Genomic DNA, 12,507 nt, shown 5'->3' with positions numbered 1-12,507 from the left:
ACTATGGAATGAGTATGTTATTTATGTGATTTTGAATCTCTTTTCTAGTTTACTCGATGATAACTATCACTATCTTTTTAGTGATTGACTTTGATATGCCGTATTAATCCTCAGGATTTAAGTTTTTAATTTTAAAGTTTTATCTCAATGAAGTATAAAATATTACCTAATTAACTTTTCTAAGACTCATCATGTCAATGAATAAACTTATTGATTCACTTTCCTCACAAGGTTGGTATGTGTGGAACGATTTTCTGACCTTGTCAGATATTAAAACGATAAAACAATGCATACCAAACACATTGCAAGATGCACGCATTGGGCATGGAGACTCATTACAAGGTAATAAAGCTGTTCGTGCTGACCAAACTATTTGGCTAGAGCCTGAAATGGGGGCGCCTATCACCCATTATCTAGATAAAATGGAACAGATAAGGCAAGAGTTAAACTGCCAGCTTTATCTAGGGCTACGTGATTTTGAAACGCATTTCTGCCGTTATCCTAATGGTGGGTTTTATAAAAAGCATCTTGATAACCCAAGAGGACAAGGGCGTCGTAAGGTGACTACTGTTTTATATATGAATGAAACATGGCAAACAGGAGATGGCGGTGAACTTGTTGTTTACGACAAAGAAAACAATCAACTGTTTGAATTAGAACCTCGGGCTGGCCGCATGATTTTTTTCATGTCTGAAGAATTTCCACATGAAGTGCTACCGACTCAGCAAAAACGAGAAAGCATTGCTGGTTGGTTTTTAACAGAAAAAATACTTTAACTCGTTCAGACTATTACCACCTCTTAATGAGGTGGCTGATAGAAGTATTCTCATTATTTAAATATCCAACAAATTTTATAACAGCGGTTTCAATATATTAATTTGATTTTTTGTTTTTCTTGATATTAAAGTTATTCGAGTCTTAGTGTTTTAATATTCAATTATTGACTATGTTTTCTATTGTGTTAATCAATTATATAAAAGGAGTTTATAAATGAGTGATACTGATAAATTTGGTTATGGTTCTAAACAGTCCCAACAAGGTGTTAGCGTTATAGAGTATGAACGCCAATTAGAAAAAGCATTGAAGGAGTTAAGTAAGAAAAATATAGGCGATACTGTGATAATTAATTCTAATGATGATATGTCATCATTAATTCAAAATGTAAATCATTTCCCAGCGCAAAAAGACTATTTGTCAGTGGCTGAAATAGGGGGTTATTCATCTAAATTGAATAGTTCGATTTTTTATTGTTTTAAATAGATTTGTTTTATAATCCTAATAATTAAATATTCTCTAATATTGTATTAAATTATGTGCCACCCTAATAAGAAGTGGCACTAATTTTACATCAATCGCTTAAATTCATTTCCTAAAAAAGTAATTACTGCGTTTCCTCTTTCAATTTGATAATGGGAATGGTGGCGCTGTTTATCCAGTTCATTAAGTTGCTGCGATTGGCTCTCATTCAACTTCCATTGTATTAATTGCTTCGCGAGTTTTTTGTTAGCGTGTTGGCTACGTTCAGATTGCACTTTGACAGTGATCCCCGTGGCGACATGCTTCGCTCTAACCGCAGAGGAGGTTTTATTAACATGTTGACCTCCCGCCCCTTGTGCTTTGGTAAACTCAAATTCAATTTCACTTTCCTCGATAGGTTGAACAGGTGAAAATTGAGTCACACTTAAGAACCAGTTTTTTCGTTTATGCCGTGGCCGAATAGGGCTTTGGCATTGCCACTGGATCGTACCACACCAATTGTTTGCTAAAGTTTCAGCCTCTACACCCTCTAAACAAACTAAGGCAGATTTCAGCCCTTTTTTAGACGGAAAAGACTCTAAGACATCATAAGTGACATGATATTCTTTAGCCTCTTGTAGAAAGTGGGCAAGGGCTTTTTCGACAGCAATACAGCACTCTTCCGGTCCTTGAGCTGAGGAGAATTGTAATAAGATCATTAACACTCTCCACTGGTTTTGTACGTGATGACAGGTTTAAGACGTGCAACCACTTGAATAACGCCAATATTCACCATGCTTTCAATTACAGTATCAATAGATTTATAAGATTGTGGGGCTTCTTCGTAAATCAATTGTTTGTTTGCACAGATAACACGGCTACCTAGCGCCGTTCTTGATAATTGAATCGGTGTATATTTATGAGACAAACGCCCTTTACACTCAGTTCGCATCCATTTCCGACCAGCGCCGTGAGCAAGAGAATTCAGACAAACTTCACTTGGTTGTGGGGAAACCAGATAACTGTAATCACCTCGAGAGCCAGGGATAACGACAAGCCCGCGATCTGATGGGGTGGCACCTTTTCGGTGTATCCATCCATCAATACCATTAATTTTGCAGGCTTCAACTAGGTTATGATTGATATCAAGAACAAGTTCACCCTTTGACTTAACCTGTTGAAGCATACGTAAGCCGATCATCTGGCGATTTAACTGAGCAAAATGCAAAGCACGCTGATGTGCTTCCAGATAATTTTTTGCATCTTGAGTATTGTCTATAAGCCCATCATGACTATGATTTTCTACATGCTGACAAAGGATGGACTGGCCTAAACCTCGAGAGCCACTGTGAACTAATAACAGTAATTGCTGTTTATCTAAACCACTCATACTGAATAATTCTGTATTTAATATTTCGTCAACGGCTTGAAATTCAGCAAAATGATTTCCACCACCAATAGAACTTAATGATGGCATAAAATCATGTGATAGCATGTTGTCTGGGACATGCTCTTCAAGCCATGACAAAGGCGCATGATCTGGCATTTCAGAAAGTTGTTTTTCGAGCTTATCGAGGTTAACTTTCGATTTTTTAAGATCAGTTTGGAATAGTGCCATTCCACAACCAATATCATTACCAACCAGTGCAGGATAAAAGCGCTTGGTAGAGAAAAATGCCGCGCCAATTGGGTATCCACGACCTGGGTGCAGATCCGGCATGCCGACAACAGATACCATACCAGGTAAGCTTGCAGTTGTTTGTAATTGTTGGATTGCTTTACTTTCAATCCATGTAGATCCTGTGGCGATATAGCTAACTTGCTGATCCACAGTATATAGGGTATTGCCCATAAGCTATTAACTCATTTTTAATTGAAAAATAAGGTGAATTAGCAGGCAAAATTAAGAAAATAGATTAACTAACGAGAGTGGCTATTTCTGAGAGTGCCCACAAAGAGTTTGATTAATTGTTGTCATGGTAAACCTCCTTGCAGTTAGTAGATGAATGTAAAACGCTGCGGATACTAACGATAACTTTTTTCTTTTGCAAGGACTATTTTTAAGACTATCGATTTTTAGCCTTTTTCCGAAGTTCAATATATAAAAATAAAATATAAAATTAAATGATTTAAATTTATTTATAATATTTAATCTAATAAATAATTAGGTAATTAAATTTGTATTTTCATTTATTTCTATGAAATTAAACGTGAGTGGAATATAAAAGTTTGTTATTATTTTTGCGGGTGCTTGAGCCTTTCTGGTTCAAGCTTATTATGTTGGATAAAATGTTTGGATTAGAAATGGAAAAGCCCCGTTAGTTATTATTAACCAACGAGGCCCAAACCTAACCCGACAGTTGGGATTGTGCCTCTTAACCATTAAGAGGTCAAGGGAAATGAGCAAGTTCGCAGTGATTGCGTTTGTTTCAGCGTGTATTACCGTGTTTAGTATTTCAGTACTAATGCGAGACAGACTTTGTCTAATTATCATTAGTCATGGAAATACAGTTGTTCAAACAACGTTTTCTTACGAAGAGTAATGTTGCTTTGCGAGGGAAACTATTCCCTCGTAATTTCCCGATTTAATTGTGCGTATTCAGGTTTGGAATTAAGTGCCCAATTAAAAACACCCCAAGATGTTATTTAATCTTTGGGGTGTTTATTTAATTATATAGATAATTAAATTATTAAGCGATATGTACAGTTTTTCCGCCAATAATTGTGCGTAATACTTTTACATTCTCAATATCATCGGCTGGGATCTCAAATACATTGCGATCTAATACAATCATATCGGCAAATTTTCCAGCTTCTAATGAGCCAAGTACATCTTCACGGTGTTGTGCATAAGCTGAGTCTATCGTAGCGGATCGCAAAACTTCAATTACCGTTAAGTCTCGGTCATTATCCAGCCTCGGTGCTTTTTGGCCATTAATATCACGACCACGGCGTGTTGCTGCCACTTTTAAATCGTACCACTCGTCGAAATCATCGATTGGCCAGTCACTACCAAATGCAACAACCGCGCCAGCGTCGACAAATTTAGCGATGGGTTCAAGTTGCTCAAAACGCTCATCACCGAGCATTTTTTTCTCAAAAGCGGCGAGCTCTGGAGTTGGAGCGGCCCACTGGAAAGATAAGCAAGCGATGGTTTTCAAACGCGCAAAACGTGCATAGTCATCGGCATGGACTAATTCATTGTGAGCGAGTCCTGGGCGAATATCTTTTTCGGGGTGTGCAGCACGCATTTTTTCTATCGCATCTAAAACGATGGAAACGGCACCTTCACCGACAGTATGCAAGTGAGGGTCATAGCCCGCTGCGGCAATTTTTTCCATTAATTCATCAAGAATCTCAGCCGTGAAATACAAATCACCGTAGTTATCCGTTTCAACCCAATTCGGAGCGTCATCCGTGCCCTGATTGATACGGTATGGCTGCAATAATGACGCTGTCATGGTTGGAAACTGCATAACACCATCAACAAACATTTTAATATTATTTAAGCCAATACCCGGGGTTGGCGTCCAATCGGCTTGGTGCCATTTTTTGGCAAATGCAACAGCTTTATCCACTGCTGCCGCTACTGAGGCAACATTTGGTGTTTCATCAGGGGTAATTTCACGTGCTGCTTGGAAACGGATTGTCAGGTCGCCACGTTGTTGTAATTGAGAAAAGGCTTCAAGTTGTTGTTCTGAAACGCGCGCATCCATCACCATGGTCACACCTTGCTGATTAAGGACTTTCTGTACTAATTCAGCAACTTCAATTGCTTGGTCTTCACGAATTGAAGGAATGCTATCGGCAGCACGCATAGCAGGCGCATCTTCAAGGATACCGTTTAACTCGCCATTCTCGTATTTACCAATTTTACCATCGGGTGGCTCAGGCGTATCTTTGGTGATACCAAATAATTCGAGGGCACGGCTATTTGCTAGCAGTGTATGGCAGTCATTTGAAAACAAGACGACAGGGCGTTTTGTATTGAGCTTGTCCATATCTTCACGGTACATATCAACACCTGCAGGGATCATACCTTGGCGCAGCCATGCAGTGACTTTGAGCCAATCATTTTCCCCGGTACGAGGGTCTTTATCGAGGTGATCTTGTACGCGCGCTAAAATTTGGTCGATAGTTAACGATTCATAATTTAAATGGCAACCAAAGAGTTGAATACCGCCCCAAAAAGGATGCATATGACCATCAATGATGCCAGGCATCATCATTTTTCCTTCGAGATCGATACTCTCTGTCTCAGGGCCAACATATTGATGAAGTTCATCAGAGGTACCTGTGGCAAGAATATAACCATCACGAACAGCAACCGCATCGACAACGCGATTTTTATCATCTGCGGTATATATATAACCGTTAAAGTAAATAACGTCAGCTAATTGATTATTCATTGTAAACCGTCTGTATCAGTGGTGCTTTGGTGGCACCAGAGCTAAAAAAACAACGGGGAAGGCAAGTGCTCCCCCGTAATCATTTATAAGACTTGAAATGCTTAGTTTATAATCATTTCAGTTTCATCGTCAGAGATTGCAGGTGGACGACGAGTAAAACCATGGGTCAATAGTGCTAGGTAAATAGCCCCAGCAGCTAACCACCATAAACCTACTTTAAAGGCTTCGCTATCAAGGCTTGTCCATAACCATAATGTTAGGATAACACCAACAGAAGGCATAATCAGGCAAGTGATAATTTTTGTATTATCCAACGGTGCTTTACGGTCAATATAAAAATGCTTAATGACCGATAAATTCACAAAAGTAAACGCGATTAAGGCACCGAAGCTGATCATTGAGGCGACCATGCTGAGCGAAAGTACCAATGAAAGTAATGACGCTAGTGCAACAAAAATAATCGAGTAAATCGGTGTGTTGAGTCTTGGATGCAGATAGGCAAACAGCGAACGTGGCAACACACCTTCTCGGCCCATCGCATAGAAAATACGCACAATACTGGCTTGTGAAGTCATTGCGGAGGCAAATACACCAATAACATAAGCGGTGATAAAGCTAGATGCCATCATCGCGCCACCCACTTGTTTCATTACCGCAAGGCTCGCAATATCGGTATTAGGAATAAAATCCTGCCACATCGGGTAAACCAGATGCGCGCCATAGGAGATGACGACAAACAGGGTACCCGCGATAAATACGGTGTATAAAATCGCTTTGGGTAACGCACTCCGTGCATCTTTGGTTTCTTCTGCCATGGTGGAGATCGCATCAAATCCAAGGAAGGCTAAGCAGAGTACCGCAGCACCTGCAAATAACCCTGATACTTGTTCTGACATGACCGTAATCGGTGCTAATAAAGCATCAGTATCCAATATAAATGAAGTTTTAAAACTCAAATATAGGAACACGGCGATAAAGACAAATTGCATTAAAATGATTAGCATATTCATTGAGGAAACTAATTTAATTCCCAAAATATTCATGATGCTAACAATTGTAATTGTGCTGCAAATAATCACATACATTGGGATATTGGGGAATGCTTCGTGAACAAAGATCCCAATCGCAATGTAATTAATAATAGGTAAAAAGAGGTAATCGAGCAGTTGTGCCCAACCCACTAAAAAACCGAGTGTGCCGCCAAAGGTTTTTTGCACGTATGAATAAGCAGATCCTGAAAGCGGAAGTGCGCTTGTCATGCGGCAATAGCTCATGGCAGTGAAAAAGACGGCAGCTAATGTAATTAAATAAGCGATAGGCAGATGGCCTTCACTTAATACAGTCACTTGTCCATAGGTGGTGAAAATTCCGAGTGGCACCATATAAGCCAGCCCGAAAAAAACTAACGCAGGCACGGTCAGTACGCGTTTCATTTGAACGGTATTCTGTTGCATTTTTAAGCCCTTCCCAAAAGCCCTTAACAACGTCAACTCTGTCTGAATGTTCAGGCCGAGTGAACCTAAAATGCAGCCGTACTCGTCATACTTCGAATCACAACGTTGTTGGCTTCGCTCGCTCGCACTAGTCACATACTTTTGTATGCTCCTAGCGACTCTCTTGCTTGCCGCCTAGTTGTGTTTTCGAATTATTTAGAGTCGTACTCGTCATACTTCGAATCACAACGTTGTTGGCTTCGCTCGCCACCTAGTTATGTTTTCGAACTATTTAGAGTCTTAACGCTACATGATTGTATAAAATTAAATTTTAGAACCGTCTGCATTCAATTTCAGAAAACCTCGCACCAGGACATTTTAAAAATGAAATGTCATCGTGCGCACTTTAATGAAACGTCAGTGATGAATCGGACCATCACCATCCGCTGGGGTGAATACAAGCGGCGTACAATATAATTACCAAGTTCCTATTAAGCAATCATTAATTTAAAAAAATAAACAACTACTTTTATTTCAAAGAGTTGTTTGATGGATGTGTTTATTAATTGAAGTGGATTTAAGATAAGTTAAATCATAGCGATTATACTTAGAAAATCAAGATGAATTTTTTGTGGATAACATACTGATTTTGTAGGGTAAAGTTTATTTTGTTACAATTTTGGCATATTATAGATAAGAACAAAAAGATTTAAATTAATTTTGATTTAGGATGAGTTAGATAAAGAATTTGCGACTTAATTAAATAGCCTATTTGCATTAATTAAATTAACTATTCGAGTTCCATATAATGAAACGCCGAGCTCGTTTAGAATATTAAACGAGAGTCGGCATTTAATATTAACACTATTTTCCGGCTATCTGAGTTTTTGAAAACTGTTATCCGTTATTTTCTTCTTAGTTTTTGCTGGGTATATAAAGCATCTAATGTAAATAAAATTAATGCAACCCAGATAAACCCAAAAGTGACTAACAATTCAGGAGTCATAACTTCACCGTACACAAAGACAGCGAGCAAGAACATAATACTTGGCCCCATATATTGGAAAAAGCCTAGCGTTGAAAGCCTTAAATGGTTAGCCGCTTCTGTAAATAGTAACAGTGGCACTGTAGTAATTATCCCAGCAGCAATCAAAAGCACATTCAAATGCCAATCATTCATTGTCATATCACTCGTTGGACTATCTGCAAAAAATAATAAGAAGATTATACCGACAGGAAGAAGCCAAAGTGTTTCGAATGTCATTCCTGTTTGTGCATCGACCCCTAATTTTTTGCGTAATAAGCCGTAGGTGGCAAATGTTACAGCCAAGCTTAGCCCTATCACAGGGACTGAGCCAAATTGCCATAGCTGGATCAAGACACCCGTTAATGCAAGACCAACAGCAACCCACTGCATGCGGCGAAAACGTTCTTGTAAAAATAACATTCCAAACAGTACGTTAACTAATGGGTTGATAAAGTAGCCTAGGCTGGCTTGTAGCATATAACCATTATTAACTGACCAAATATAAATTAACCAGTTACAAGCAATCGTCGTTGCAGTCACACCAAGAACTAATATTTTCTTTGGTTGCTTTAGTACTTGGCGGACATAGCTCCAATGCCGTGAAACGGTTAATAATAAAATCATAAAGAAAAATGACCAAATAATACGATGAGTCAGAATTTCTTCTGCGGGCACTTCTTGGATACTTTTAAAATAAATAGGTGCGACACCCCAAATAAAATAGGCGCCTAAGGCACATAACACGCCTTTGGTAGTATTTTGCTGGCTCATTGTTGGCTCTGAAATTGAATTAAAGACTAAAAAGATACTTATACAGAGAGACCGAGCCGATTTAAGCGGCTCGATTTTTGATACCACTAATGTGACATTGCTCAGGTTTTTTTACAAGTTATTAGTTTAGTAGGTGACTAATTATTTATATTTTATTTTTACCCAACCAGATAAGTAGCCGTTGCTGTTGCAATGTGTTGATTATTTTCATTATGAAGCTCACAGCGGGTAACGGCTATTTTATTACCGTCTCTTAATAAGCTGGCACTGGCGGTAAATAGTTGGCCTCGACCAGGACGCAAATAATCAACTCGTAGGTCAATTGTCCCCATACGAGACATTTTGTCGACGATCTCAGTATGAGTTAAGGGGGTAATTCGCTGCAAAATACGGTTAATACACACCATGCCTCCTGCAACATCTAAAATCGAAGCGATCACACCGCCATGTAGGATGTTTTGAGTGAAATTACCAATTAATTGCTGACGATTCTCAATGCTAAGCTGAACAAAATCATCATTTAGACTCATTAATTTAATACCCAGTAGTTGGTTAAATGGCATTTTATAAATAAAAGCATGGCTCATTAACTCACTGGCTTCTTCTAAAGTATAAGTACGGTCATTCATCGCTTTCATCCTTTAAAAATATGTAAATCATAAGTTAACATTATGTTTAAATGATGTCTCTAACAAACGAATGAATAATCTTTCAACAGTTATTCAGTTTTGTGTGTAAAATAGGACAAACTTTTTTTGGACGATGTTGAAAATAGGAATGACTAATGCGCGCTTTACCGATTTTGTTAAGTGCAGTGCTCAGCTTTTGGTCTGCTTCACTGTTTGCGACCGAAGATACAGATATTCAGCCTGTTGACGATGTAAAAAATACCCTACCAATTCGTGGTAGCATCATTTCAGGGTTACTACAACACCACGATAACCCATTTGTGTTGTACCCGTATGAATCGAATTACATCATTTATACCTATACATCCTCGATAAATAAAGAAGCCATTTCTAGCTACAATTGGGGTGATGATGCGTTAAAGGATGAAGTTAAATTTCAACTAAGTTTAGCTTTTCCTTTATGGGCAGGTATTGCGGGTGATGACTCAATTTTAGCTGTTTCTTATACTCAGCGTTCTTGGTGGCAGCTAAGTAATAAAAAAGAGTCTTCACCATTTAGAGAAACCAACTATGAGCCTCAAGTGTTTGTTGGCTGGTTAACCGACTACCAATTTGCCGGTTGGACGTTACGTGAGTTTGAAACGGGCTTTAACCATGAGTCAAATGGGCGTTCAGAACCAACTTCTCGCAGCTGGAACCGAGTATATGCGAGAGCGATGGCGCAAAATGGTAACTGGCAAGTTGACCTTAAACCGTGGTACCGCATTCATGAAAGTGAAGGGCGTGATGATAATTCCGATATTACCAAATATATGGGTTACTATCGTTTAAAAGTAGGGTATGCATTGGGAGACAGCGTATTTACTACAACTGGGCGTTATAACTGGAATACGGGTTATGGTGGTGCAGAACTGGGGTGGAGCTATCCAATTAGTAAACATGTGCGTTTTTATACCCAGTTGTTTAGCGGATATGGTGAGTCGATGATAGACTACAATTATCGCCAAACACGTTTTGGTATCGGTGTTATGCTAAACGATATGTTGTAATGGAAGAAAAACTCAGTTCTCTATTTTGTTCTGAGTTGCATACCAAGTCATAAATCAACAAATTCGCTGCTCAATTGGGCAGCGACTTGTTTTATCGATTGAGGAAGTTTGTGTCCACTGCTTGCGTCATTAACCCACTTTCATTGGCTGAAAATGTGCTCAATAGTACATTTGGTTATCAGTCATTTCGCCCAGGGCAAGATGCCGTTATTGGGGCCATCCTGGATAACCGTGATTGCTTAGTGTTAATGCCAACTGGGGGCGGGAAATCCCTTTGTTATCAAGTTCCTGCTTTAGTGAAAGAGGGCGTTACACTGGTGGTTTCTCCCTTAATTTCATTAATGAAAGACCAAGTTGACCAATTGCGGTTACATGGGGTTAATGCTGCGTGTTTAAATTCATCGCAAACGTCACAAGAACAACGTCAAATTATTGAGCGGTGCAGTCAGGGGGAAATAAAACTACTGTATGTTGCCCCTGAAAGGTTGTTAACTGACTATTTTCTAAGCCAACTAGCAGGATGGAATATCACCTTGCTAGCGGTGGATGAAGCCCACTGTATTTCCCAATGGGGGCATGATTTTCGGCCTGAATACCGCGCACTAGGTCAATTACGGCAATCATTACCCAATGTACCCGTGATGGCGCTAACCGCGACTGCGGATGAAACCACACGTGCAGACATTATTCGTTTATTAGAACTCCATGAGCCACTCGTCCATGTGAGTAGCTTTGATAGGCCAAATATTCGTTATACCTTAGTCGAAAAATATAAGCCTTTAGATCAACTTTGGTTTTTTATTAAAGGCCAAAAAGGCAAAGCGGGTATTGTTTATTGTAATAGTCGCAGTAAGGTTGAAGAAACGACAGAGCGATTGCAAAAACGCGGCTTAAGTGTTGCGGCATACCATGCAGGGTTAGATACTGCACAACGTGAATGGGTACAAGATGCATTTCTAAAAGATAACCTACAAGTTGTTGTGGCAACAGTGGCTTTTGGGATGGGAATAAACAAATCAAATGTTCGGTTTGTCGCTCATTTCGATATTCCGCGTAATATCGAAGCGTATTATCAAGAAACAGGGCGAGCAGGGCGTGATGGTGTTGAAGCCGAAGCCATTTTATTCTATGACCCAGCAGATATGGCATGGTTACGTCGTTGTCTTGAAGAAAAGCCAGCGGGTATGCAGCAAGATATTGAACGACATAAGCTGAATGCTATCGCCGCTTTTGCCGAAGCGCAAACCTGCCGTCGTTTGGTACTACTCAATTATTTTGGTGAAAATCGCCAGCAACCTTGTGGTAACTGTGATATTTGCTTAGATCCACCAAAACAGTACGATGGATTAGTTGATGCGCAAAAAGCACTATCTTGTATTTATCGTGTTGGTCAGCGCTTTGGTATCGGCTATATTGTAGAAGTATTACGTGGTGCGAATAATCAGCGTATCCGCGACTTAGGTCATGACAAACTGCCTGTTTACGGTATCGGTAAAGAACAAAGTAATGAACATTGGGTCAGTGTGATCCGTCAGCTGATCCATTTAGGTATGATCACACAGAATATTACGCATTTTTCAGCGCTTCAATTAACTGAGGCTGCAAGGCCAATATTACGGGGTGAAGCGACACTGAAACTCGCAGTTCCGCGTGTTTTAGTGGTAAAAAGCCGTAATCAACAAAACAAAATTTATCATGGCAATTATGATAAAAAGCTCTTTGCGAAACTGCGTAAACTGCGTAAATCCATTGCAGATGAAGAAAATATTCCGCCATTTGTGGTGTTTAATGATGCAACATTGATTGAAATGGCTGAGCACACTCCGACTTCACCAGCCGAATTATTATTAATTAATGGTGTTGGCGAGCGCAAACTCGAACGTTTTGGAGTGGCATTTATGGCACTTATCCAAGACCATCTTGAAGGTTATGAATGAATAAATAAGGAAGCTG

General features: G+C 39.4%; 10 protein-coding genes. 4 read left to right on the top strand and 6 right to left on the bottom strand.

Going from position 1 to position 12,507, the window contains the following annotated elements:
- Nucleotides 1-191 precede the first annotated feature (191 nt).
- Together M1E86_RS18465 and M1E86_RS18460 are read left to right on the top strand one after the other, a co-directional pair.
- Complete coding sequence (locus M1E86_RS18465; protein ID WP_213913395.1) at nt 192-776, top strand: 2OG-Fe(II) oxygenase; 585 nt, start codon at nt 192-194, stop codon at nt 774-776.
- 214 nt (nt 777-990) lie between these two features.
- Complete coding sequence (locus M1E86_RS18460) at nt 991-1,260, top strand: hypothetical protein (protein ID WP_213913394.1); 270 nt, start codon at nt 991-993, stop codon at nt 1,258-1,260.
- 83 nt (nt 1,261-1,343) lie between these two features.
- Here the strand turns inward: M1E86_RS18460 and prfH are convergent, their stop codons facing one another.
- From prfH to M1E86_RS18430, 6 genes are all read right to left on the bottom strand, one after another.
- On the bottom strand, nt 1,344-1,955 hold the full coding sequence (gene prfH, locus M1E86_RS18455) for a peptide chain release factor H (protein ID WP_125894299.1): 612 nt from the start codon (nt 1,953-1,955) through the stop codon (nt 1,344-1,346).
- Entirely contained in the window at nt 1,955-3,088 is a 1,134-nt protein-coding gene (locus tag M1E86_RS18450) for an RNA ligase RtcB family protein (RefSeq protein ID WP_426099195.1), read from the bottom strand. The genes prfH and M1E86_RS18450 overlap by 1 nt, the downstream gene beginning before the upstream one ends.
- An 838-nt stretch (nt 3,089-3,926) precedes the next feature.
- Complete coding sequence (locus M1E86_RS18445) at nt 3,927-5,645, bottom strand: amidohydrolase (protein ID WP_213913392.1); 1,719 nt, start codon at nt 5,643-5,645, stop codon at nt 3,927-3,929.
- Between the two features lie 101 nt (nt 5,646-5,746).
- The gene (locus tag M1E86_RS18440; RefSeq protein ID WP_125894382.1) at nt 5,747-7,099 is read right to left on the bottom strand and encodes an APC family permease; all 1,353 of its coding nucleotides are present in this window, start codon (nt 7,097-7,099) and stop codon (nt 5,747-5,749) included.
- 883 nt (nt 7,100-7,982) lie between these two features.
- Nucleotides 7,983-8,876 carry an EamA family transporter RarD gene (gene rarD / locus M1E86_RS18435; RefSeq protein WP_213913391.1) on the bottom strand — a complete coding sequence of 298 codons (894 nt, stop codon included), beginning with the start codon at nt 8,874-8,876 and terminating at the stop codon, nt 7,983-7,985.
- 158 nt (nt 8,877-9,034) lie between these two features.
- A complete protein-coding gene (locus M1E86_RS18430; RefSeq protein WP_125894289.1) occupies nt 9,035-9,505 on the bottom strand; it encodes a thioesterase family protein in 471 nt (156 codons plus the stop codon).
- A 155-nt stretch (nt 9,506-9,660) separates the two neighbouring features.
- Here M1E86_RS18430 and pldA point away from each other — a divergent pair, with 155 nt between their 5' ends.
- The gene (gene pldA / locus M1E86_RS18425; protein ID WP_125894287.1) at nt 9,661-10,554 is read left to right on the top strand and encodes a phospholipase A; all 894 of its coding nucleotides are present in this window, start codon (nt 9,661-9,663) and stop codon (nt 10,552-10,554) included.
- A gap of 110 nt (nt 10,555-10,664) precedes the next feature.
- The gene (recQ, locus tag M1E86_RS18420) at nt 10,665-12,491 is read left to right on the top strand and encodes an ATP-dependent DNA helicase RecQ (protein ID WP_213913390.1); all 1,827 of its coding nucleotides are present in this window, start codon (nt 10,665-10,667) and stop codon (nt 12,489-12,491) included.
- Nucleotides 12,492-12,507: the final 16 nt, after the last annotated feature.

Origin of the sequence: Providencia sp. PROV200, assembly GCF_049901995.1 — a bacterium.
GTDB lineage: Bacteria > Pseudomonadota > Gammaproteobacteria > Enterobacterales > Enterobacteriaceae > Providencia > Providencia rettgeri_E.
The sequence above is the reverse complement of the archived record's forward strand: the minus strand, read 5'-3'. Positions and strand labels throughout refer to the sequence as shown.

What these genes read in the sequence shown, in the direction of transcription:
- M1E86_RS18440 (WP_125894382.1), bottom strand. Translation starts at nt 7,099, where the DNA reads ATGCAACAGAATACCGTTCAAATGAAACGCGTACTGACCGTGCCTGCG.
- pldA (WP_125894287.1), top strand. Translation starts at nt 9,661, where the DNA reads ATGCGCGCTTTACCGATTTTGTTAAGTGCAGTGCTCAGCTTTTGGTCT.
- prfH (WP_125894299.1), bottom strand. Translation starts at nt 1,955, where the DNA reads ATGATCTTATTACAATTCTCCTCAGCTCAAGGACCGGAAGAGTGCTGT.
- rarD (WP_213913391.1), bottom strand. Translation starts at nt 8,876, where the DNA reads ATGAGCCAGCAAAATACTACCAAAGGCGTGTTATGTGCCTTAGGCGCC.
- M1E86_RS18465 (WP_213913395.1), top strand. Translation starts at nt 192, where the DNA reads ATGTCAATGAATAAACTTATTGATTCACTTTCCTCACAAGGTTGGTAT.
- M1E86_RS18450 (WP_426099195.1), bottom strand. Translation starts at nt 3,088, where the DNA reads ATGGGCAATACCCTATATACTGTGGATCAGCAAGTTAGCTATATCGCC.
- M1E86_RS18460 (WP_213913394.1), top strand. Translation starts at nt 991, where the DNA reads ATGAGTGATACTGATAAATTTGGTTATGGTTCTAAACAGTCCCAACAA.
- M1E86_RS18445 (WP_213913392.1), bottom strand. Translation starts at nt 5,645, where the DNA reads ATGAATAATCAATTAGCTGACGTTATTTACTTTAACGGTTATATATAT.
- M1E86_RS18430 (WP_125894289.1), bottom strand. Translation starts at nt 9,505, where the DNA reads ATGAATGACCGTACTTATACTTTAGAAGAAGCCAGTGAGTTAATGAGC.